Here is a 22,217-nt window from a genome sequence, read left to right as displayed (position 1 = left end):
TCACACCACCTCGTCCTCGTGCAGGCGGGCGCGCAGGGCCCGTACCGCCGTGTGCAGCCGGCTCTTGACCGTGCCCTCCGGAACGCCCAGCTGCTCGGCGATGGACCGGACCGGCAGGTCGGCGTAGAAACGCAGGACGACGACCTGCCGCTGGGCGTCGGGCAGCTCGTCCAGGCCCTGGGCGACGGCGACGGACAGCACGCTGCTGTCCTCGCCGGAGGGATGCGCCGGCTGGCGCAGGGCGGCCAGCCGCTCCCCGAGCCGCTCCTGGCGGCGCTTGGCCCGGTGCCAGTCCATGGCGAGGTTGGAGGCGACGACCGCCGCCCACGCCGAGACGTCCCGCGGCGCCTCCCGGCCGCTCGCGGCCCGCTCCAGCAGCCGCAGGCGGACCTGCTGTACCCCGTCCGGCAGGTCCGCCTGCGGCACCCCGCCGAGCGCGAGCACCGCCCGCACCCGGCGCTCCTGTGCCGCGTCCAGCGGGTCGGCCTCGCTCAGCGGATCGGCCCCGCTCAGCGGATCAGCCGCGTCCAGCGGATCGTCGCCGGTCCCGGCGTGCGCCTCCCGGGCGCGCCGGGCCCTTCCGCGCAGCAGCACAAGCCACCCCCCTCACCGTGTTTCCCCTACGACGCCGGGACGGCCCGGAACGTTCGGTCACCTGCCGAAAAGTTCCGGCGACTTCCGCCGAGGCGTACATCACACTTCCGTGTGGCCGAGACCGACAGGGGCAGGCGAGCTTGCGGCGCACGACCCCTGCCGGACGAATTCCTCCAGCTCAGCGGGGTCGACACCGCAGGTCCGCAACCATGGGGCGGGACAGGCCGTCCCACTCTCCGGGCAGACCGGGGAAAGAAGTGGACAGGCGGGCCGTGGTCGGCCGCATGATGGAAAAGCCTCGGCCAAGCAACGAGTACGTGAAGAGACGCAGGAGAGGGAGTCACCGTGAGGGTCGGAATCGTCGGAGCCACCGGACAGGTGGGCACGGTCATGCGCAGGATCCTCACGGAGCGGAACTTCCCGGTCACGGAGCTGCGCCTGTTCGCCTCGGCCCGCTCGGCGGGCTCGGAGCTGGACGGCGTGACGGTGGAGGACGCGGCGACCGCCGACTACACCGGCCTGGACATCGTGCTGTTCTCCGCGGGCGGTGCCACGTCCAAGGCGCTGGCCGAAAAGGTCGCCTCCCAGGGCGCGGTCGTGATCGACAACTCCTCGGCGTGGCGCAAGCACCCGGAGGTGCCCCTGGTCGTCTCCGAGGTCAACCCGCACGCGATCAAGAACCGCCCCAAGGGCATCATCGCCAACCCGAACTGCACGACCATGGCCGCGATGCCGGTCCTGCGTCCGCTGCACGACGAGGCGGGCCTGGAAGCCCTGGTCGTCGCCACGTACCAGGCGGTCTCCGGCTCCGGCCTCGCGGGCGTGGCCGAGCTGCACGGCCAGACGCAGAAGGTCGTCGCCGAGGCCGAGAAGCTCACCCACGACGGTGAGGCGGTCGACTTCCCGGAGCCGGGCGTCTACAAGCGCCCCATCGCCTTCAACGTGCTGCCGCTGGCGGGCTCGATCGTCGACGACGGTCTGAACGAGACCGACGAGGAGCAGAAGCTCCGCAACGAGTCCCGCAAGATCCTGGAGATCCCCGAGCTGAAGGTCTCCGGCACCTGTGTGCGCGTCCCGGTCTTCTCCGGCCACTCCCTCCAGGTCAACGCCCGCTTCGCGCGTCCCCTGAGCCCGGAGCGCGCCACGGAGCTCCTGAAGGACGCCCCGGGCGTCGTCGTCACGGACATCCCCACCCCCCTCCAGGCCGCGGGCAAGGACCCGTCCTACGTCGGCCGCATCCGCCGCGACGAGACGGTGGACAACGGCCTGGCGCTCTTCGTCTCCAACGACAACCTCCGCAAGGGCGCCGCCCTGAACGCGATCCAGATCGCGGAGCTGGTGGCGGCGGAGCTGAAGGGCTAGTCCCTGCGCACCTCGTAGAGGAAACAGCCGTACTCGACGGCCCGGACGTGGACGAGTGCCACGGCCGGGTCGTCGAACGCTTCCAGGAGGGCCTGCTGGAAAGCGCCGGGTTCCTGGACGAGACGGCCGCCCAGGATGCGGCCCTCGGCCGAGTAACGGCGGACCGTGCGGTGGGAGCCGGTGAAGGGGAGGCCGTCGCCGGCCGGGCCCTCGCACTCCTCGGCGTGGATGAAGACCGGGCCCTGTTCGTCGTAGGCGCCCGGGGTGGCGCCCGTTTGCGAGGCCCAGCGGCGCAGCGGGGCGTAGGAGACCAGGGCGATGCGTTCGCCCGGCTCGCTGCGGCGCAGGCAGCAGCGCAGTGGGTTGCCGCCCTCGGTGTCGGTGAAGGCGCTCGTGGGGCGGCCCGCGTCGTCCGTCGTGCGCAGTTCCTTCAGGGCGCGCGGGGCGATGGGGCGTGCGGTGTACGGGATCGTCGTCATGCTCATCAGACTCGCTCGCGCGGGGCCGTGTCACCGGCGGGATCCGGACGCCGTGTTCGCACGCCGAGTCCCACGGCCGCGTCCCACGGCGCGAGGACGTGGCGTTCGTGCCGGTGGAGGGCGTGCCCGGGTCGGCGCTCGGCCTGGTCCGGCACCACGACGAGGGGTCGGCGGCCGTGCACGCGTTCGCCGGTGCCCTCACCAGCCGAGGGGTATCCCTAGAGACGTCCCGGTCGTCGCCCGACGCCGAGCCGCCGTGGAAAGATGGCGCAACCCACCCATAACGAGGAGATGACCGCGTGCCTGGCACAAACCTGACCCGCGAAGAGGCGCAGCAGCGGGCGCAGCTGCTCGCCGTTGACTCGTACGAGATCGAACTCGATCTCTCCGGCGCGCAGGAGGGCGGCACCTACCGGTCCGTGACCACGGTGCGCTTCGATGTGACGGCCGAGAACGGCGCGGAGTCGTTCATCGACCTGGTGGCGCCGGCCGTGCACGAGGTGACCCTGAACGGGGACTCCCTCGACCCGGCCGAGGTCTTCGCGGACTCCCGGATCGCCCTGCCCGGCCTGCTGCAGGGCCGCAACATCCTCCGGGTGGTCGCCGACTGTGCGTACACCAACACCGGTGAGGGTCTGCACCGGTTCGTCGACCCGGTCGACGACCAGGCCTACCTCTACACCCAGTTCGAGGTCCCGGATGCCCGCCGGGTGTTCGCGAGCTTCGAGCAGCCCGACCTGAAGGCGACCTTCCAGTTCACCGTGAAGGCACCCGAGGGCTGGACGGTCATCTCCAACTCGCCCACCCCCGAACCGCAGGACAGCGTCTGGGAGTTCGAGCCGACCCCGCGCATCTCGTCGTACATCACGGCGCTGATCGTCGGCCCGTACCACTCGGTGCACAGCGTGTACGAGAAGGACGGCCAGTCCGTGCCGCTCGGCATCTACTGCCGGCCCTCCCTCGCCGAGTACCTCGACTCGGACGCCATCTTCGAGGTGACCCGGCAGGGCTTCGACTGGTTCCAGGAGAAGTTCGACTACGCGTACCCGTTCAAGAAGTACGACCAGCTGTTCGTGCCGGAGTTCAACGCGGGCGCGATGGAGAACGCCGGCGCGGTGACCATCCGCGACCAGTACGTCTTCCGCTCGAAGGTGACGGACGCGGCGTACGAGGTGCGCGCGGAGACCATCCTGCACGAGCTGGCCCACATGTGGTTCGGCGACCTCGTGACCATGGAGTGGTGGAACGACCTGTGGCTGAACGAGTCGTTCGCCACGTACACCTCCATCGCCTGCCAGGCGCACGCTCCCGGGAGCCGGTGGCCGCACGCGTGGACGACCTTCGCCAACTCCATGAAGACCTGGGCGTACCGTCAGGACCAGCTGCCGTCCACCCACCCGATCATGGCGGAGATCCGCGACCTGGACGACGTCCTGGTCAACTTCGACGGCATCACCTACGCCAAGGGCGCCAGCGTCCTGAAGCAGCTCGTCGCCTACGTCGGCATGGACGAGTTCTTCCAGGGCGTGCAGGCCTACTTCAAGCGCCACGCCTACGGCAACACGCAGCTGTCGGACCTGCTGGGCGCGCTGGAGGAGACCTCCGGCCGTGACCTGAAGACCTGGTCGGAGAAGTGGCTCCAGGCGGCCGGCATCAACGTGCTGCGTCCGGAGATCGAGACGGACGCCGACGGTGTCGTCACGTCCTTCGCCATCCGCCAGGAGGCCCCGGCGCTGCCCGCCGGCGCCAAGGGCGAGCCGACGCTGCGCCCGCACCGGATCGCCGTCGGCCTGTACGACCTCGACGAGGCGAGCGGCAAGCTGGTCCGCGGGGAGCGGATCGAGCTGGACGTGGACGGCGAGCTGACCGCCGTACCGCAGCTGGTGGGCAAGCGCCGCCCGGCCGTGATCCTGCTCAACGACGACGACCTGTCGTACGCGAAGGTCCGCCTGGACGAGCAGTCCCTGGCCTTCGTCACGGAGCACCTGGGCGACTTCGAGTCCTCCCTGCCGCGTGCCCTGTGCTGGGCGTCGGCCTGGGACATGACCCGCGACGCCCAGCTCGCGGCCCGCGACTACCTGTCCCTGGTGCTGTCCGGCATCGGCAAGGAGTCGGACATCGGCGTGGTGCAGTCGCTCCAGCGCCAGGTGAAGCTGGCGATCGACCTGTACGCCGACCCGGCGGCCCGCGAGGCGCTGCTGGCCCGCTGGACCGACGCGACGCTGGCGCACCTGCGGGCGGCGGCTCCGGGCAGCGACCACCAGCTGGCGTGGGCGCGCGCGTTCGCCGCGACGGCCCGCACGCCGGAGCAGCTGGACGTGCTGGACGCGCTGCTGGACGGCTCGCAGACCGTCGAGGGCCTGGTCGTCGACACGGAGCTGCGGTGGGCGTTCGTGCAGCGGCTCGCCGCGGTCGGCCGGTTCGACGAGGCGGAGATCGCGGGCGAGTACGAGCGTGACCGCACGGCCGCCGGTGAGCGCCACGCGGCCACGGCGCGCGCGGCCCGTCCGACGCCGGAGGCCAAGGCGGAGGCGTGGGCGTCGGTCGTCGACTCCGACAAGCTGCCGAACGCCGTGCAGGAGGCGGTCATCGGTGGCTTCGTCCAGACCGACCAGCGCGAGGTGCTCGCCCCGTACGCGGACCGGTACTTCGAGGTGGTCAGGGACATCTGGGAGTCCCGCTCCCACGAGATGGCCCAGCAGATCGCCGTCGGCCTCTACCCGACCGTCCAGGTCTCCCAGGCGACCCTGGACAAGACGGACGCCTGGCTGACCGCCGCCGAGCCGAACGCGGCCCTGCGGCGTCTGGTCTCGGAGTCCCGGGCGGGCGTGGAGCGCGCCCTGCGGGCCCAGCGGGCGGACGCGGCGGCCGGGGAGTAACCGGCCACGGCAAGCAGTGGGGGCGTCCGGCGCGTGCCGGGCGCCCCTTCGCTTGCCCTCGGCCCAGCCGTGGGCGGGCGGGGCCGTTGCGCCCGCGCGGCCCGCCTCTACCGTCGCAACGCCCCGTCCCGCGCGTCCGCCGCGTCGGTGCGGACGTTCCTCCCGGTCGAACCGGGGGTCCGCGACGGCCGGGTGACGAACTGCCCCGCCACCGTCGCCCCGAACGCCAGCCCCATGCCGACCAGTTGCACGGGCGTCAGCGCCTGCCCGAGCGCTGCCCAGCCGACGACGGCCGCGGTCAGCGGGGAGAGCGGGCCGAGGAAGGTGACCTGGGTGGCGGTGAGGCGGCCGATGCCGCGGAACCACAGCCAGTACGCGAGTGCCGTGTTCGCGACGGCGAGGTAGAGGTAGCCGCCGGCCGCCCGGCCGTCCAGCGCCGGCGGAGCGCCCTCGGCCAGGAAGGTGAGCGGCGCGATGAGCAGGCCTCCGGCGGTCAGCTGCCAGCCGGTCAGCGCCAGCGGTCCGACGCCCTCGGGGCGTCCCCAGCGCTGGGTGAGCACGGTGCCGGTGGACATCGAGGCCGTGGCGGCGACGGCCGCCAGCAGGCCGAGCGTGTCCAGCGCCCCCGCGGCCCGCAGGACGACGAGGCTGACGCCGAACGCGGCCACGGCCCCGGTCACCAGCGTGCGCGCCGACGGCCGCTGTCCGAGCAGGAACACCGAGAGACCCGCCACGAACAGCGGACCGGCCGAGCCGACGACCGCCGCCAGACCGCCGGGCAGCCGGTACGCGGAGAGGAACAGCAAGGGGAAGAAGGCGCCGATGTTCAGCGCGCCGAGCACCGCGGCCTTCCACCACCAGGCACCGCGCGGCAGCACCCGGGCGAGGGCGAGCAGCAGCAGACCGGCGGGCAGGGCGCGCACCAGGGCGGTGAACAGGGGGCGGTCGGGCGGGAGGAACTCGGTGGTGACGGCGTAGGTGGTGCCCCAGGAGACCGGCGCGAGGGCGGTGAGGGTGATGAGGGCCGGGCGGGAGAGGGCCATGGGAGACACCCTTCGAAGTAGGTCGGCGGAAAGTAGCTTACTGTTAAGCAACTTTCAGTCAAGCTACTTTCTTGCGGGTGACCGAGGGGCGGCCGATACTCGTGGCATGAGCGAACACCCGGAGCAGCGCAAGGACCCCGTCGACGCGATCATCGGCCAGTGGGCGACGGTCCGGCCCGACCTCGACACCGCCGCCATGGAGGTCTTCGGCCGGGTCAACCGCCTCTCACACGCGATCGGCGAGCGGGTGGGGAAGGCGTACGCGACGTTCGGGATCTCCCGCGGGGAGTTCGACGTCCTGGCGACCCTGCGCCGCTCCGGCGAGCCCTACACGCTCTCACCCCGGCAGCTCTCCGCGACGCTGATGCTCACCACCGGCGGCATGACGGGACGCCTGGACAAGCTGGAGCGGGCGGGGCTGCTGCGCCGCTCCCCCGATCCGCACGACCGGCGCGGGCTGCACGTCACGCTCACCGACGAGGGCCTCGGACTGGTCGACGAGGCGGTCGCGGCGGGGCTGGCGGTCCAGACGGAGGCGCTGTCCGCCCTGGGCGCGCAGCGGGCCGGGCAGCTGGCCGATCTGCTGCGGGACCTGCTGGCGGGGACGGACAGGCCCTGACACGACGAGGGCGCCGTCGCGGTCGTCGCGACGGCGCCCTCGAAGAGGAACGCGCTGGTCAGGCCTTGACTTCGCTCTTCGCGTCGGCCTTGGTGGCAATGTTGGAGCTGGTCGGGTCCTTCTTCTTGTGCGTCTTGTCGCCGATCACCACCAGTGCGTGGATGACCAGATACAGCACGATCGGAGCCGCGACGAAGAGGCCCAGCGTCTCGATGACGCTCAGGCCCGGGCCGGGGTCGTCACCGTCGTCGCGGGCAAGCGCGCTCGCGGGGGACGACATGAGCAGCATCATCAGCGTCGTACCGGCTGCCAGGGCGCCGGCGCGCAGGGCGTTCTTCTTGTCCACGGTGTCAAAGTATCCAACGCCGACCGGGGCCGCGCGCCCGGGGTGCCGTAAGGGGCCCGCACCTCATGCGCCGCCCTCTCTGAGCACCTCCATCAGCGCGTGCAGCCGCGGCGAGGCCGCCAGGTCCTCCAGCGTCACCGGCCGCCCCTGCGCGTCCGCGATCGGCAGGCGCCAGTTCGGGTACTGGTCCCAGGTCCCCGGGAGGTTCTGCGGGCGGCGGTCGCCGACGCAGTCGGGGAGCCAGACACCGACCATGCGGGCCGGGGTGCGCAGCAGGAAGCGGTGGACGGCCTGGATCTCGGCCTCCTCCGACGACCTGTCGCTGCCGCCGCCCGTGCCGTGCAGCAGGCCGAGCCGGGAGAGCAGGGACAGCCACTCCCCCGCGTCCGCGGCGGCCTCGGCGCGCTCCTCTTCCAGCGGGCGGGTCAGCAGGCCCAGGCTGTCGCGGAGCTCGACGTGCTCGCCGGTGAGGCGGGCGGCCGTGGAGGGCAGATCGTGGGTGGTGGCGGTGGCCAGACAGTCGGCGCGCCAGCCATCGGGGGGCAGGGGGCGGCCGTCGCCCTCCCAGTCGCGCTCGAACCACAGCACGGACGTGCCGAGCACGCCGCGCTCGCGCAGCGCCTCGCGGACGCCGGGCTCGACGGTGCCGAGGTCCTCGCCGATCACCAGCGCCCCGGCCCGGGAGGCCTCCAGGACGAGGACGGCGAGCATGGCCTCGGCGTCGTAGCGGACGTAGGTGCCCTCGGTGGGCGGGTGGCCCTGCGGGACCCACCAGAGGCGGAACAGGCCCATGACGTGGTCGATGCGCAGGGCTCCGGCGTAGCGGAACAGGGCGCGCAGCAGCTCGCGGAACGGGGCGTAGCCGGACGCGGCCAGGCGGTCGGGGCGCCAGGGCGGCAGGCCCCAGTCCTGGCCGCGGGCGTTGAAGGCGTCCGGCGGGGCGCCCACCGACATGCCGGCGGCGAAGTACTCCTGCTGCGCCCAGGCGTCGGCGCCGCCGGGGTGCACGCCGACCGCGAGGTCGTGCACGATCCCGACGGGCATCCCCGCCTCGCGCCCGGCGCGCTGCGCGGCGGTCAGCTGGGTGTCGGTGAGCCAGGCGAGCCGGGACCAGAAGTCGACCCGGTCCATCAGGCCGTTGCGGGCCTGCACGGTCTCGGCCGAACGCGGGTCGCGCAGGCCGGTCGGCCAGCGGTGCCAGTCGGAGCCGTGCACCTCGGCGAGCGCGCACCAGGTGGCGTGGTCCTCCAGGGCCTGGCCCTGCTCGGCGAGGAAGTCGCAGTAGGCGGCGCGCCGGCCGGGACCGAGCGGGACCTCGCCGAGCAGCTCCAGCGCCTCCCGCTTGAGCTCCCACACGGCGTCCCGGTCGATCAACGCGCCCTCGCGCAGCACCGCCTCGCGCAGCCGGCCGGATCTCTCCAGCAGGCCGCGCAGGCGTTCGGGGTCCTCGACGTACGCGGTCTCGGGGACGTCCTCGATGCGCAGGTGCACGGGGTCGGGGAAGCGGCGTGAGGAGGGGCGGTACGGGGAGGGGTCGGTGGGGGCTCCGGGCACGGCCGCGTGCAGCGGGTTGACCTGGACGAACCCGGCGCCGAGCGACCGCCCGGCCCAGCCGGCCAGCTCGGCGAGGTCGCCGAGGTCGCCCATGCCCCAGGAGCGGCGGGACAGCAGGGAGTAGAGCTGGACGAGGAGCCCGTAGGAGCGGCCGGCGGGGGTGGGCAGCCGGGGCGGGGCGACGATCAGGTGGGCCGTGGCGGTGCGGCCGTCGGGGGTGGTGGCGGTCAGCCGGTGGACGCCGGGTGGGAGGGCGTCCGCCGAGGCGCGGCTCTCGCCCTGCTCGGTGTCGATCCGCAGCCGGGTTCCCTCGGGGAGCGCCGCCAGGGCGGCCGGGGGGCTGCCGCTCCAGCCGACCACGGTCGGCGGCAGCAGCCGTTCGCCCACTTCCCGCTCGCGGGCCGCGAGCGCGGCGCGTACGGCGCCGGGCGTGCTCGCGTCCACGTCGAGGGCGGCCAGGGCCAGGGTGACCGCGGTGGCCGAGGCCGCGACCGCGCGGTCCGGGGACGGACTGTAGGAAGTGGCGACGCCGTGCAGGACGGCGAGGCGGGACAGGTCCTCGGATGGCGGGTCGGCCGGCCGGGGTGCGGTCATCTACATCCTCGAGTAGTCCGGGACGAAGGCCGGGGGCTCGCTGGTCAGAGGTGCGGCTTCGGCGAGCGGCGGCTCACTGGTGAGGGGCTCGGCGTCGGGAAGCGGGGGCTCGCTGGTCAGCGGCAGTTCGGTGTGGGTGCTCTCGGAGCTGAAGACGCAGTAGCGGGGGCCTGCGTAGTGGGGGTCGTCGAGGTCGGCGGACTGGTCCGCCACGGGTTTGGACTGGGCCGGGAGCGGAAGGAAAGTCATCGCAGCCACGGGGGCCTCCTTGTCGAGTACGGCTTTCAATGGGTCATCGCAGCCCTACCCAGTCGACGCGAAGGCAGACGCCCCAGACCGAAGATCGTGCTTCTGCTCACATTCCGCTCGCCCTCCACACAGTCCAGATTCCGGCATTTCGCCCACAACGGCCACTCTCGTTGACACCTTCCCCGGGCGGGTGGTGGGCTCGTTCTGCCGGTCGAACACATCTGGAGGGGGCCTGTGGGACTGCGGCGTGGGAAGCGGGCCGCGGCCCTCGCGGTCGCCGTCGTCGCCGGGAGCCTCGTCGTCCCGCCCGCCGCGCTCGCGGCTCCGCCCTCCCCCGGCACGACCACGACACCGGCCCCCGACACCGCCGGACCGGACCTCTCCGTCTGGCCGCGCCCGCAGTCGCTGCGCGCGAACGGCGCCCCGGTCGTGGTGCCGGACGAGGTCGCGCTGATCACCGGCCCCCAGGCGGACCCCCACGCCGTCGAAACCCTGCGCGAGCTGCTGCGGCAGGCCGGGGCCCGCCGGATCACGGACACGGCCGGACCGGGCGCCCTGGTCGTGCGGGCGCGGACGGAGCCCGTGCGCCCGGGTGACCGGCACGCCCTTCCCGCCGGGGGGTACGAGCTGTCCGCGGGCCAGGGCGGCGTCTCCCTCACCGGCACCGGCGAGGACGGCCTCTTCCACGCCGTGCAGACACTGCGGCAGCTCCTGCGCCCCGGCAGAACGATCGCGGCGGCCGTCGTCCGCGACTGGCCCGGCACCGCCGTACGCGGCATCACCGAGGGCTTCTACGGCACCGCCTGGACGCACCGGCAGCGGCTGGCGCAGCTGGACTTCATGGGGCGCACCAAGCAGAACCGCTACCTCTACGCCCCCGGGGACGACCTCTACCGGCAGGCCCGGTGGCGTGAGCCCTACCCGGCGCAGCAGCGGGCCCGGTTCCGGGAGCTGGCCGAGCGGGCGCGCCGCAACCACGTCTCGCTGGGCTGGGCGGTGGCCCCGGGCCAGGCGATGTGCTTCGCGTCGGACGCCGATGTGCGGGCGCTGACGCGCAAGCTGGACGCGATGTGGGCGCTGGGCTTCCGGGCGTTCCAGCTCCAGTTCCAGGACGTCAGCTACAGCGAGTGGCACTGCGGGGCGGACGCCGACCGGTTCGGCTCCGGCCCCGAGGCGGCGGCGCGGGCGCAGGCCCGGGTGGCGAACATCGTGGCCCGGCACCTGGCGCAGCGGCACCCCGGCGCCGCCGGTCTGTCCCTGATGCCGACCGAGTACTACGAGGACGGCACGACCGACTACCGGCGGGCGCTGGCGAAGGAGCTGGCCGCGGGCGTCGAGGTGGCGTGGACGGGCGTCGGGGTGGTGCCCCGCACCATCACGGGCGGCGAACTGGCCGACGCGCGCGAGGCGTTCGGGCATCCGCTGGTCACGATGGACAACTACCCGGTCAACGACTACGACCCCGGCCGCATCTTCCTCGGCCCCTACCGGGGGCGTGAGCCGGCCGTCGCGACCGGCTCGGCCGCCCTGCTCGCCAACGCGATGCAGCAGCCGGAGGCGTCGCGCATCCCGCTGTTCACCGCCGCCGACTACGCCTGGAACCCGCGCGCCTACCGCCCCGCGCGGTCCTGGCGCGCCGCGATCGCCGACCTCGCGGGCGGGGACCGGCGCCGCGAACAGGCCCTGGCCGCGCTGGCCGGCAACGACGCGTCGTCGGTCCTGGACGACGAGGAGTCGGCGTATCTGCGCCCGCTGACCGAGGCGTACTGGACGTCCCGCACGGCCGGCGGAGCCGGCAGCGACGGCGACGCCGCGCGGCGGCTGCGCGAGGCCTTCACCGTGCTGCGCGAGCTGCCCCGGCGACTGTCCGGAACCGGCCTCGGCTCCGAGGTCGCCCCCTGGTCGGAGCAGCTGGCGGACTACGGCGAGGCGGGCACGGCGGCGCTGGGCATGCTGGACGCGCAGCGCGCCGGGGACGCGGCGGCGGCCTGGGAGGCGTACCGCAGGCTCGGCGTCCTGCGGGCCCGGCTGGAGTCGGCGCCGGTCGAGGTCGGCAAGGACGTGCTGGACCCGTTCCTGCAGCGGGCCCAGAAGTCGTACGCGGCCTGGTCGGGCATCGACCACGAGCCGCCCCGCAACCCCGGCGGCGGCCGCACCCTGCGCTTTCCGCAGCCCCGGGCGCTGACCGCCGTGTCGGCCCTGACCGAGCCGGGCACCGAGGGCGGCGTCGAGGTGCATGTGCCGGGGCAGGGCTGGCGGGAGGCCGGCCGGCTGGACGAGTCCGGGGCGACCGAGGTGCGGCTCGCGACGCGAGTCGACGCCCTGCGGATCACCGGCCCCGCCCCCTCCCGTGTCCAGCACCTCATCCCCTGGTTCACCGACTCCCCCGCCACCTCCCTCGGCCTGCCCCGCGACCGGGCGGACGTCGAGACCGGCCGGACCGAGCGGCTGACCGTCCGGCTCGGGTCGCTGCGCCCCGCCGACGCCCGCGGCCGGCTCACCGCCGAGGCGCCCGAGGGCGTCCGGGTGCGGGTGCCCAAGGGCGAGCTGACCGTGCGGCGCGGCACGACGGTCGAGGTCCCGGTCGAGGTGACCGTGGAGCGTGGCGCCCCGATGCGGTCGTACGGCGTCCGGCTGGGGTTCGCGGGAGCGGGCCGCACGCTCACCGTCCGCGCCGTCCCGCCCACCGGCGGCCCCGACCTGGCCCGTACCGGCACCGCCCGTTCCTCGGGCGACGAGACACCCGACTTCCCCGCGTCGGCGGCGAACGACGGCGACCCGCGGACCCGCTGGTCGTCCCCGGTCGACGACGGCGCCTGGTGGCAGGTCGAGTTGGCCCGCCCGGCGCGGCTCGGCCGGGTCGCGCTGCACTGGCAGGACGCCCACCCCTCGTCCTATCGCGTGCAGGTCTCCCCGGACGGCCGCCGCTGGCGCACCGCCGCCGTGGTGCGGGACGGCCGGGGCGGCCGGGAGAGCGTCCCGATGGACGAACGGGACGTGCGCTTCGTGCGTGTGCAGGGCGACAAGCGGGCGACCGCGTACGGGTATTCGCTGTGGTCGGCGGAGGCGTACGCCGTCTCGGAGTGAACCCTTCGGAGGTTCGGCGGCGGACTTCTCCACCGCTCACTATTCACTCAGTACATGTACTCAGTGCATAATGATCGGCATGAGCACCCGCCACATCCTGCTGGGCCTGCTCGCGACGGGTCCGAGTCATGGCTACGACCTCAAGCGACGCCACGACGAACGCTTCCCGCAGGCCCGCCCGCTGGCCTACGGGCAGGTCTACACGACCCTGCAGCGCCTCGTGCGGGACGGCCTGGCCGAGGTCGACGGCACCGACTCGGACGGCGGCCCGGAGCGCACGACGTACCGGGCGACGGGCGAGGGGACCCACGAACTGGCCCGGTGGGCCGGGGAGATCGCGCCGCCCGCGCCCTTCGTGGCGAACGAGATCTTCGCCAAGGTCGTGGTCGCGATCCTCTCGGGCGGCGACCCGGCCGGGTACCTGAGCGCCCAGCGCGCCGCGCATATGGAACGGATGCGGGAGCTCACGACGGTCAAGGCCGCCAAGGGCGCGGACCTCGCGACCGTGCTCTCGGCGGACTACGCCCTCAACCACCTCGACGCCGACCTCCGCTGGATGAGCACCACGGCGGCCCGGCTCACCACCCTGACCGCGGAGGTCGACGCAGCATGAGCAGACCCGTGCCCCTTCTCACGGCCGGTGGCCTCACCAAGGCGCACGGCCGTACGGCCGCCCTGCGCGGCGCGTCGGTCGAGCTGCACGCCGGCGAGATCCTCGCCGTGACCGGCGCGAGCGGCAGCGGGAAGTCGACGCTGCTGCACTGCCTGGCCGGCATCGTCCGCCCGGACGCGGGTTCGGTGACGTACGACGGAAGGCGGCTGGAGAACCTGCCCGAGAAGCGGCTGAGCGAGCTGCGGCGCACCGAGTTCGGCGTGGTGTTCCAGTTCGGGCAGCTCATCCCCGAGCTGACGGTCCTGGACAACGTCGCCCTGCCCCTGCTGCTGGCCGGCACCGCCCGGGCCGACGCCCGGGCCCGGGCCGGGGAGTGGCTGGAGCGGTTCGGGGTGCGGGGCCAGGAGGACCTGCGGCCGGGCGAGCTGAGCGGCGGCCAGGCGCAACGGGCCGCGCTGGCCCGGGCCCTGGTCACCGGCCCGCGGGTGGTCTTCGCCGACGAGCCGACGGGTGCGCTGGACTCCCTGGCCGGTGAGCAGGTCATGACGGCCCTCGTCCACACCGCCCGCGAGTCGGGCACGGCCGTCCTGCTGATCACGCACGACGCCCAGGTGGCCGCGTACGCGGACCGGGAAGTCCAGCTGCGGGACGGGGCCGTGGCGGCGCTGGGGGTGACGGCGTGACGTCGCTCCGGGCCGATCTGCGCCTCGCCTGGGAGCTCACCCGGGGTTCCGACCGCGGCGAGTGGTGGCGGGTGACCCTCACGGCGACGGGGGCGGCGCTCGCGACCGGCTTCGCGCTGGCCGCCGTCGCCCTGGCGTCACTGCGCGGCAGCCACCACGTGCCCGTCGCCGCCGGCCTGCTGAACGAGCCCGGCACGCGGTCCGGTGTGATCGTCGGCCTGCTGCTCCTGCTCGTGCCGGTGCTCGGGTTCCTCGGGCAGTGCGCCCGGATCGGGGCGGTGCACCGCGACCGCCGGCTGGCCGGGCTGCGGCTGGCCGGGGCGACGCCCTGGCAGGTGCGGCGGATCGCCGCGCTGGAGACCGGACTGGCCTGTCTGCTGGGCTCGGCGGTCGCCACCGTCCTCTGCGTGCTGCTCCTGCTGCGCCTGTGGGACCGGCCCACCTCCCTGACCTGGGCGGGGGTCGCCCTGGTCGCCGTCGCCGTACCGCTGCTGGGCGCGACGGCGGGGGCGCTTTCGCTGCGCCGGGTGGTGGCCTCTCCGCTCGGCTGGGTACGCCGGGTCGGCCCGCGCGACGGCCGGGGGCCCGGGCTGCTGTTCCTGGCCGGGTTCCTGCTCGTCACGGTGCTGGCCCTGCTGACGGCGGCCACCGCGACGCCCGCCGCCAACCGGCCGGGCGGCGGGTTGCCGCTGACGCTGGCGGGCGTGATCCTCGCGGTCGGCGCGGGCGCGGTGTGGCTCTCCGGGGCCACCGCGAAGGCGACCGGGCGGATCCTCGCCGTCCGGGCCCGTTCGGCGACGACGCTGATCGCGGCGGAACGGCTGCGCGACGACCCCTGGTCGGCCGCCCGCACCCATGCGGCGGTGCTGCTGGTGACGGTCGTCGGGACCGGCTTCATGGGCATCCGGCAGGTCCTGAGCGAGGTGGTGCGCACCCAGAAGTTCTCCGCACCCGCGTCCTACTACCTCACCGGCCTCGACCTCACCGGCGCCGCCATCGCCATCGCCTTCGCGATCACCCTGTCCGGCCTCGCCGTCGGCACCGCCGAGTCCCTGGCCACCCGCCGCCGGGGCCTCGCCGCACAGGCCGCCGCCGGGGTGCCGCACGCGGTGCTCGGCCGGGCCCTGCTGCTGGAGACGGCGCTGCCGCTGGCCCCCGCGGTGCTGCTCGCCGGCCTCGGCGGGACGGCCATCGGCACGTGGTACGCCCTGCTCAGCGGCCGGCCGGTCCCCTGGGCGATCGTCCTGGTCCCCGCTGCCGTCTACGCCACCTGCCTGCTGGCCGCGGCCACCGCACTGCCCCTGCTGCGCCGATCGGTGCGCCCGGGGGAGCTGCGGTACGCGTAGGCGCGCACCCCATGGCGGGCCGGCCCGGGGGAACGGGGGTTCCCCGGGCCGGCCGACGGGCCGCACGCGGCAATACGAAGGCCCGGATCGTCAGGCGGAAATGCCGTCGATCCGGGCCATGGCGTCCTCCGCGCCGTACGGCTGCAAGTACGGCATCCAGCGCGGATCCCTGTGGCCGGTCCCGATGATGCGCCAGGCCAGGCCGGACGGCGGGGCGGGTTTGTGGCGCAGCCGCCAGCCGATCTCGAAGAGGTGCCGGTCGGCCTTCACGTGGTTGCAGCGACGGCAGGACGCCACCACGTTGTCCCAGACGTGCTTGCCCCCGCGGCTGCGCGGGATGACGTGGTCGACGCTGGTTGCGACGCCACCGCAGTACATGCACCGGCCCCCGTCACGGGCGAACAGCGCCCGGCGGGTCAGTGGAACGGGCCCCCGATAGGGAACCCGGACGAATCGCTTGAGCCGGACCACGCTGGGTGCGGGGACTGTGACGGTCGCGCTGTGCAGATAGGCGCCGGACTCCTCGAGGCAGACTGCCTTGTTCTCGAGGACGAGGACGAGCGCGCGGCGGAGCGGTACGACACCTAGCGGCTCGTACGACGCGTTGAGGACCAGGACATGCGGCACGGATGCCTCCTTGGACGCCGGCGGCGCGTGGCTCGCGCCGGGACGATTCGTAGCCAGTCTCCCCTCATGCCTGGTGGAAGCGCCACCATGTCCCCGTAACGGGCTGAGAGTGTTTTCGACCACATCCCATTCATCCCCCGGATCATGGCCCGTTCAAGCCCAGGTGAGCACGGTCTCTCCTTCACACATCCCGCGGTAGCACACACAATGCCCCGATAGTGTGGTGGTTCTGCCCCTTCGGTGACCCAGTCGTGACCTTGACCCCCCTGAACCACCGCGCCGGGGCAGACCGCTGCACCTGGAGGTACCTGCCGTGTCCTTGTCCGTTGCGGACGCCGTCCCGTTGGCCGCCGACCCGTCACCGTCGCCGACCCCCTCGGAGACCCAGTCCCCGAGAGTGCCTTCGCTCCAGGACGCCCAGGAGAGCGCGACGAACGCCGCCGGCTGGGTCGAGCAGAACTGGTCGACGTGGCTGGCGATCGGCCTCAGGGTCCTGCTCATCGTGGTGATAGCCGCGGTGCTGAGGGTCTTCGTGCGACGGGCGATCACCAAGCTGATCGACCGCATGAACCGGAACGCCCAGACCGGGGAGAGCAGCGCGATCGGCGGGCTGCTGGTCAATGTCGAACGCCGTCGCCAGCGCTCGCAGGCCATCGGTTCCGTGCTGCGCTCGGTGGCGTCGTTCCTGATCATCGGCACCGCCGCGCTGATGGTCCTGGGCACCTTCCAGATCAACCTCGCCCCGCTGCTGGCCTCGGCCGGTGTCGCCGGTGTGGCGATCGGTTTCGGCGCCCGCAACCTGGTCACCGACTTCCTCTCGGGCGTCTTCATGATCCTGGAGGACCAGTACGGCGTCGGCGACTCGATCGACGCGGGCGTCGCCTCCGGCGAGGTGATCGAGGTGGGCCTGCGCGTGACCAAGCTGCGCGGCGACGGCGGCGAGATCTGGTACGTCCGCAACGGCGAGGTCAAGCGCATCGGCAACCTCTCCCAGGGCTGGGCCACGGCCAACGTCGACGTCACCGTCCACGTCGGCGAGGACCTGGACAAGGTCAAGGCCAGCCTGGACGAGGTCGCCGAGAAGATGGGCGCCGAGGAGCCCTGGAACGAGCTGCTGTGGGGCCCGATCGAGGTCCTCGGCCTGGACAGCGTGCTGCTGGACTCCATGGTCGTGCGCGTCACGGCCAAGACGATGCCCGGCAAGTCCCTGACCGTGGAGCGCGAGCTGCGCTGGCGCATCAAGCGGGCCTTCGACGCGGCGGACATCCGCATCGTCGGCGGCGCCACGGCCCCGGTGGAGGAGCAGGCCGCCGACCCGACGGCGGGGATGGCCGCCCCGTCGGTGTACGCGAACACGGCGTCCCCGCAGTCGGCGGCGGCGTCCCCGCTCGCCCCGCACGCCCCGCACGCCCCGACGAGCACTACGAAGTAGCCGCCCCACCTCGGGAAGAGGGCGGCATCCGGTCCGGCCGGGTGCCGCCCTCTTCGCATGCCCGGATGACGACAGGCCGCCCCCACCGACAGGCAGCCCCTGCCGGCAGGCCGTCCCCTATTGACGCCCGCCCGGCGCCGGGCCTACCTTCCTCGCACCGATAGGAAACTTTCCTAACAGTGATCCGAAGGAACGGCCGCCCGATGGACTTCCCCTCCTGATCACTGAGAAGCTGAGCAGCCGAAGGGCAGGTGTGGACACGCATGGCAGGAACCGCCGGCACGCCGGGCACCCCGCGCGTCCTGCGCGCCATGAACGACCGGGCCGCCCTGGACCTGCTGCTGGAACACGGACCGCTGTCCCGCACCCGGATCGGCAAGCTCACCGGCCTGTCCAAGCCGACCGCCTCGCAGCTCCTGGCCCGTCTGGAGGCGGCGGGCCTCGTCCTGGCCACCGGCACCACCGAAGGCCGGCCCGGCCCGGGCGCCCAGCTCTACGAGGTCAACCCGGCGGCCGGTCACGCCGCCGGACTCGACGTCACCCCCCAGCGGATCCTCGCCGCGGTCGCCGACATCACCGGCCGCACCGTCGGCCGTCACGAGCTGCCCACCCCCGGCAGGCGCACCGGCACCCCGGTCGTCCAGCAGGTCACCGACGCCCTGGACGGCGCGGTGAAGGCGGCCGGTCTCGCCCGGGGCGACATCCACCGGCTCGTCATCGGCACCCCGGGCGCCTTCGACCCCACGACCGGCCGGCTGCGCTACGCCTCGCACCTCCCCGGCTGGCACTCCCCCACCCTGCTGGACGAGCTCGCCGCGGCCCTGCCGATGCCGTTCGAATACGAGAACGACGTCAACCTGGTCGCGCTCGCCGAGCAGCGCCTCGGCGCGGCCCGGGGCCACGCGGACTTCGTACTGCTGTGGAACCAGGAGGGCCTGGGCGCCGCCCTGGTGCTCGGCGGCCGGTTGCACCGCGGCTGGACCGGCGGTGCCGGCGAGGTCGGCTTCCTGCCGGTACCGGGCACGCCTCTGGTCCGCCAGGTCACCAAGGCCAACAGCGGCGGCTACCAGGCGCTGGCCGGCTCCCAGGCCGTCCCGCGTCTGGCCCGCGACCTCGGCATCGAGGACATCCCGCCCGGCCCGTACACCGAGGCCGCCGCCGAGCTGGTGGCCAGGGCGGCACAGGCCGGCGACGACGCCCACCGGCACCTCCTCCAGACCTACGCGACCCGGCTGGCCACCGGTCTGGCCTCGCTGGTCTCGGTCCTCGACCCCGAGCTCGTCGTGCTGAGCGGCGCGTCCCTCACCTCGGGCGGCGAGCCCCTGCGCGCCCTCGTCCAGGCCGAACTGGAAGAGCTGGCCGCCTCCCGCCCGCGCCTGGTCGTGGGCGACGTCCGTGAACACCCCGTGCTGCGCGGCGCGCTGGAGAGCGCGCTCAAGACCACGCGCGACGAGGTCTTCGACACCTCCCGCTGACCCACCCCCCTCCCCCGGTATTTCCCTTCTTCCCCCGTGCCTCAGGGAGCTCTGCCATGCCCGGAACATCCAGAAAAGCCGCCCTCGCGCTCGCCGCCTCCGCCTCCCTCGCCCTCCTCGCCACCGCGTGCACCGGCCAGTCCGAGGCGGGCGCGAGCGACGACGCGTCCAAGGAGACGACCATCAACTTCTGGCACGCCTGGAGCGCGCCGTCGGAGGTGAAGGCCGTCGAGGACCTGGTCGCCGGATTCGAGAAGGCGCACCCCGGCATCCACGTCGACGTCGTCGGCAACATGACGGACGACAAGATGAACCAGGCCCTGCGCACCGGCGGCGGCAAGGCCCCGGACGTGATCTCGTCGTTCACCACGAACAGCGTCGGAAAGTTCTGCTCCTCGGGCGCCCTGGTGGATCTCAACCCCTTCTTCGAGAAGTCGGGCGTCGACCCGCGGCAGACCTTCCCGAAGGCGATGAACGAGTACACCCAGTTCGACGGAAACCGCTGCGCGGTGCCCCTGCTGGGCGACGCCTACGGCCTCTACTACAACAAGACGGCGTTCAAGAAGGCCGGTATCGCCGCCCCGCCGAAGACCTGGTCGGAATTCGAGCGGGTCGCCAAGAAGCTGACGATCCCCCAGGGCGACACGTACAAGCAGCTCGGCTTCATGCCGAACTACCACGGCTGGGAGACCACCACCGAGCACTACCTCGGCCAGTTCTCCCCCACGTACTTCGACAAGGACGGCAAGTCGAACGTCGGCAAGGACCCGGCCTTCGAGCAGGCGTTCACCACGCAGAAGAAGCTGGTCGACGCACTCGGCGGCTACCGCAGGCTGGAGACCTACCGCTCCGGGCTCGGCGACGAATGGGGCCCCAAGCACCCCTTCCACACCGGCCAGGTCGCCATGCAGCTCGACGGCGAGTGGCGCCTGGGCATGGCCCTGGACACCAAGCCGAAGTTCGACATCGGCGTGGCACCGCTGCCCGTGCCCGACGACCAGGCCGACCAGTACGGCAAGGGCTACATCACCGGCACCATCGCCGGTATCGCCGCGACCAGCACGAAGCAGAACGCGGCCTGGGAGCTGGTGAAGTACATCACCACGGACACGGACGCGGTGGTGGACTTCTCCAACGCCATCCACAACGTGCCCTCGACGCTGGCGGCCCTGAAGTCCCCGAAGCTGACGTACGACCCGCGCTTCAAGACGTTCCTGGAGATCGCCGCGAACCCGGCCTCCACCACGGCTCCCGCCTCGGTCAACGGCGGTGTCTACCTCACCACGATCCAGGAGTTCGGCTACGCCTACGAAAGCGGCAAGGCCACCGATCTCAAGGCCGGTTTGAAGAAGACGGCCGCGCAGATCGACACGGACATCGCGCAGGCGAAGTAGGCCATGAGCACCTCTGCCCTGCGGGCGAAACACCGCCGCTCGACCCTGCGCACCCTCGCCTTCCTCTCCCCCTGGCTGATCGGCTTCACGGGCTTCTTCGCCTACCCCCTGATCTCCACCGTCTACTTCTCCTTCATGCGCTACGACGGCTTCAGGCCGCCCGCGTGGAGCGGCCCGAAGAACTGGACGTACGTCTTCGCGCACTACCCCCTCTTCTGGCCCGCCCTGCGCAACACCCTGTGGCTGGTCGCCGTCATGGTCACGCTCCGGGTCGCCTTCGGCCTGGGCGTGGGCCTGCTGATCACCAAGATCAAGACGGCCACCGGTGTCTTCCGCACCCTCTTCTACCTGCCCTACCTCGCCCCGCCGGTGGCGGCCACGATGGCCTTCGCCTTCCTCCTCAACCCCGGCACGGGCCCGGTCAACTCCCTCCTCGGGAAGACCGGACTGCCGGCCCCGGGCTGGTTCAGCGACCCCGCCTGGTCGAAGCCGGCCCTCACCCTCCTGGCCCTCTGGGGCATCGGCGACCTGATGGTCATCTTCATGGCCGCCCTGCTCGACGTGCCGAAGGAGCAGTACGAGGCGGCGGAACTGGACGGCGCGACGCCCTGGCAGCGCTTCCGCTACGTAACGCTGCCGAACATCTCGCCGATCGTCATGTTCGCGGTCGTCACGGGCGTGATCCAGACGATGCAGTACTACACGCAGCCGCTGATCGCCGGGAAGGTCGCGTCGGGCGTGATCCAGGGCGCAGGCACGCAGTTCGAGCCCGGCTACCCGGACAAGTCCACCCTCACGCTCCCCCAGCTCGTCTACAACCTGGGCTTCCAACGCTTCGACTACGGCTCGGCCTGCGTCGTCGCCCTGGTCCTCTTCGCCCTCTCCATGGCCTTCACGGGACTTCTGATGCGCCGCAGGGGCGGCCTGATCCAGGCAGGTGAACGATGACGCAGGTACTCGACACACCCCTGGATTCGAAGGCGCCGCCCTCACCGGCGGAGCGCACGGCCCGTCGCAGGGGCCTCCTGGAATGGGTGGCGATCCACTCCCTCGGCATCGCGGCGGCCCTCTTCTTCGTCCTCCCGTTCGTCTTCGTCCTCCTCACCTCCCTCATGAGCGACAGCCAGGCGCTCAGCCGCGACCTGATCCCCCGCACCTGGGAGTGGGGCAACTACACCAAGGTCTTCGACACCCCCGGCTTCCTCACCTGGTGGAGGAACACCCTGGTCTACGCGGGCCTGGGCACGGTCCTCACGGTCGTCTCCTCGATCCCCGTGGCCTACGCCCTGGCCAAGTTCCGCTTCCGCGGCCGCAGTCTGGCCCTGATGCTGGTCATCTCGATGATGATGCTGCCGCCGCAGGTGATCATCATCCCGATGTACCTGTTCTGGGCGAAGCAGCTGGACCTGTCCGGCACGCTCTGGCCGCTGATCATCCCCATGGCGTTCGGCGACGCGTTCTCGATCTTCCTGCTGCGCCAGTTCCTGACGACGATCCCCGACGAGTACGTGGACGCGGCCAAGGTGGACGGCTGCGGCGACCTGCGCACGCTCCTGAAGGTCGTTCTCCCGATGGCCAGACCGGGCATCGCCGCGGTGGCGCTCTTCCAGTTCTTCTACGCGTGGAACGACTACTTCGGCCCCCAGATCTACGCCTCGGAGAACCCGGGCGCCTGGACCCTCTCCTACGGCCTGGAGTCGTTCAAGGGCGCCCACCACACCGACTGGAACCTCACCATGGCCGCCACCGTGCTGGTCATGGCCCCCGTGATCCTCGTGTTCTTCTTCGCCCAGAAGGCGTTCGTGGAGGGTGTCACGCTCACCGGAGTAAAGGGTTAGACC

At 72.7% G+C, this 22,217-nt stretch carries 19 protein-coding genes; 12 read left to right on the top strand and 7 right to left on the bottom strand.

Going from position 1 to position 22,217, the window contains the following annotated elements; translation table 11 throughout:
• Nucleotides 1-591, bottom strand: a complete 591-nt coding sequence (locus tag G3I77_RS00820) for an RNA polymerase sigma factor (protein WP_374385338.1) — start codon at nucleotides 589-591, stop codon at nucleotides 1-3.
• A 348-nt stretch (nucleotides 592-939) separates the two neighbouring features.
• Here G3I77_RS00820 and G3I77_RS00815 point away from each other — a divergent pair, with 348 nt between their 5' ends.
• Nucleotides 940-1,956 (top strand): aspartate-semialdehyde dehydrogenase, encoded by a 1,017-nt coding sequence (locus tag G3I77_RS00815; RefSeq protein WP_248500457.1) that lies wholly within the window; start codon nucleotides 940-942, stop codon nucleotides 1,954-1,956.
• Here G3I77_RS00815 and G3I77_RS00810 read toward each other — a convergent pair.
• Nucleotides 1,953-2,435 (bottom strand): DUF1203 domain-containing protein, encoded by a 483-nt coding sequence (locus G3I77_RS00810; RefSeq protein WP_248500456.1) that lies wholly within the window; start codon nucleotides 2,433-2,435, stop codon nucleotides 1,953-1,955. The genes G3I77_RS00815 and G3I77_RS00810 overlap by 4 nt on opposite strands.
• 299 nt (nucleotides 2,436-2,734) lie before the next feature.
• On the opposite strand from G3I77_RS00810, the gene pepN reads away from it, so the two are divergent.
• Nucleotides 2,735-5,314 carry an aminopeptidase N gene (gene pepN / locus G3I77_RS00805; protein ID WP_248500455.1) on the top strand — a complete coding sequence of 860 codons (2,580 nt, stop codon included), beginning with the start codon at nucleotides 2,735-2,737 and terminating at the stop codon, nucleotides 5,312-5,314.
• Between the two features lie 107 nt (nucleotides 5,315-5,421).
• Here the strand turns inward: pepN and G3I77_RS00800 are convergent, their stop codons facing one another.
• Nucleotides 5,422-6,357 carry an EamA family transporter gene (locus G3I77_RS00800; RefSeq protein WP_248500454.1) on the bottom strand — a complete coding sequence of 312 codons (936 nt, stop codon included), beginning with the start codon at nucleotides 6,355-6,357 and terminating at the stop codon, nucleotides 5,422-5,424.
• A 106-nt stretch (nucleotides 6,358-6,463) separates the two neighbouring features.
• On the opposite strand from G3I77_RS00800, the gene G3I77_RS00795 reads away from it, so the two are divergent.
• On the top strand, nucleotides 6,464-6,976 hold the full coding sequence (locus G3I77_RS00795; RefSeq protein WP_248500453.1) for a MarR family winged helix-turn-helix transcriptional regulator: 513 nt from the start codon (nucleotides 6,464-6,466) through the stop codon (nucleotides 6,974-6,976).
• 58 nt (nucleotides 6,977-7,034) lie between these two features.
• Here the strand turns inward: G3I77_RS00795 and G3I77_RS00790 are convergent, their stop codons facing one another.
• The 3 genes from G3I77_RS00790 to G3I77_RS00780 form a co-directional block, all read right to left on the bottom strand.
• On the bottom strand, nucleotides 7,035-7,322 hold the full coding sequence (locus tag G3I77_RS00790) for a hypothetical protein (protein WP_248500452.1): 288 nt from the start codon (nucleotides 7,320-7,322) through the stop codon (nucleotides 7,035-7,037).
• A 63-nt stretch (nucleotides 7,323-7,385) separates the two neighbouring features.
• Entirely contained in the window at nucleotides 7,386-9,470 is a 2,085-nt protein-coding gene (malQ, locus tag G3I77_RS00785; protein ID WP_248500451.1) for a 4-alpha-glucanotransferase, read from the bottom strand.
• A complete protein-coding gene (locus tag G3I77_RS00780; protein ID WP_248500450.1) occupies nucleotides 9,471-9,728 on the bottom strand; it encodes a hypothetical protein in 258 nt (85 codons plus the stop codon).
• A 225-nt stretch (nucleotides 9,729-9,953) separates the two neighbouring features.
• On the opposite strand from G3I77_RS00780, the gene G3I77_RS00775 reads away from it, so the two are divergent.
• From G3I77_RS00775 to G3I77_RS00760, 4 genes are all read left to right on the top strand, one after another.
• The gene (locus tag G3I77_RS00775) at nucleotides 9,954-12,806 is read left to right on the top strand and encodes a beta-N-acetylglucosaminidase domain-containing protein (protein WP_248500449.1); all 2,853 of its coding nucleotides are present in this window, start codon (nucleotides 9,954-9,956) and stop codon (nucleotides 12,804-12,806) included.
• A 79-nt stretch (nucleotides 12,807-12,885) separates the two neighbouring features.
• On the top strand, nucleotides 12,886-13,419 hold the full coding sequence (locus tag G3I77_RS00770; protein ID WP_248500448.1) for a PadR family transcriptional regulator: 534 nt from the start codon (nucleotides 12,886-12,888) through the stop codon (nucleotides 13,417-13,419).
• A complete protein-coding gene (locus tag G3I77_RS00765; RefSeq protein WP_248500447.1) occupies nucleotides 13,416-14,102 on the top strand; it encodes an ABC transporter ATP-binding protein in 687 nt (228 codons plus the stop codon). The genes G3I77_RS00770 and G3I77_RS00765 overlap by 4 nt, the downstream gene beginning before the upstream one ends.
• Entirely contained in the window at nucleotides 14,099-15,448 is a 1,350-nt protein-coding gene (locus tag G3I77_RS00760) for an FtsX-like permease family protein (protein ID WP_248500446.1), read from the top strand. The genes G3I77_RS00765 and G3I77_RS00760 overlap by 4 nt, the downstream gene beginning before the upstream one ends.
• A 90-nt stretch (nucleotides 15,449-15,538) precedes the next feature.
• Here the strand turns inward: G3I77_RS00760 and G3I77_RS00755 are convergent, their stop codons facing one another.
• Complete coding sequence (locus G3I77_RS00755; protein ID WP_248500445.1) at nucleotides 15,539-16,075, bottom strand: HNH endonuclease; 537 nt, start codon at nucleotides 16,073-16,075, stop codon at nucleotides 15,539-15,541.
• A gap of 313 nt (nucleotides 16,076-16,388) precedes the next feature.
• On the opposite strand from G3I77_RS00755, the gene G3I77_RS00750 reads away from it, so the two are divergent.
• The 5 genes from G3I77_RS00750 to G3I77_RS00730 all read left to right on the top strand — a co-directional run bounded on the left by G3I77_RS00750 (nucleotide 16,389) and on the right by G3I77_RS00730 (nucleotide 22,214).
• Nucleotides 16,389-17,507 carry a mechanosensitive ion channel family protein gene (locus tag G3I77_RS00750; protein WP_248500444.1) on the top strand — a complete coding sequence of 373 codons (1,119 nt, stop codon included), beginning with the start codon at nucleotides 16,389-16,391 and terminating at the stop codon, nucleotides 17,505-17,507.
• 263 nt (nucleotides 17,508-17,770) lie between these two features.
• Nucleotides 17,771-18,982 (top strand): ROK family transcriptional regulator, encoded by a 1,212-nt coding sequence (locus G3I77_RS00745; RefSeq protein WP_248500443.1) that lies wholly within the window; start codon nucleotides 17,771-17,773, stop codon nucleotides 18,980-18,982.
• 56 nt (nucleotides 18,983-19,038) lie between these two features.
• Nucleotides 19,039-20,376, top strand: a complete 1,338-nt coding sequence (locus tag G3I77_RS00740) for an ABC transporter substrate-binding protein (RefSeq protein WP_248500442.1) — start codon at nucleotides 19,039-19,041, stop codon at nucleotides 20,374-20,376.
• Between the two features lie 3 nt (nucleotides 20,377-20,379).
• Complete coding sequence (locus G3I77_RS00735; protein ID WP_248500441.1) at nucleotides 20,380-21,324, top strand: carbohydrate ABC transporter permease; 945 nt, start codon at nucleotides 20,380-20,382, stop codon at nucleotides 21,322-21,324.
• Nucleotides 21,321-22,214 (top strand): carbohydrate ABC transporter permease, encoded by an 894-nt coding sequence (locus tag G3I77_RS00730; protein ID WP_248500440.1) that lies wholly within the window; start codon nucleotides 21,321-21,323, stop codon nucleotides 22,212-22,214. The genes G3I77_RS00735 and G3I77_RS00730 overlap by 4 nt, the downstream gene beginning before the upstream one ends.
• The last annotated feature ends 3 nt before the right edge of the window (nucleotides 22,215-22,217 follow it).

This window comes from Streptomyces sp. D2-8, from assembly GCF_023184515.1.
Classification (GTDB): Bacteria; Actinomycetota; Actinomycetes; order Streptomycetales; family Streptomycetaceae; genus Streptomyces.
Note: the sequence above shows the minus strand (reverse complement) of the source record. Positions and strands in the feature narration are given on the sequence as shown.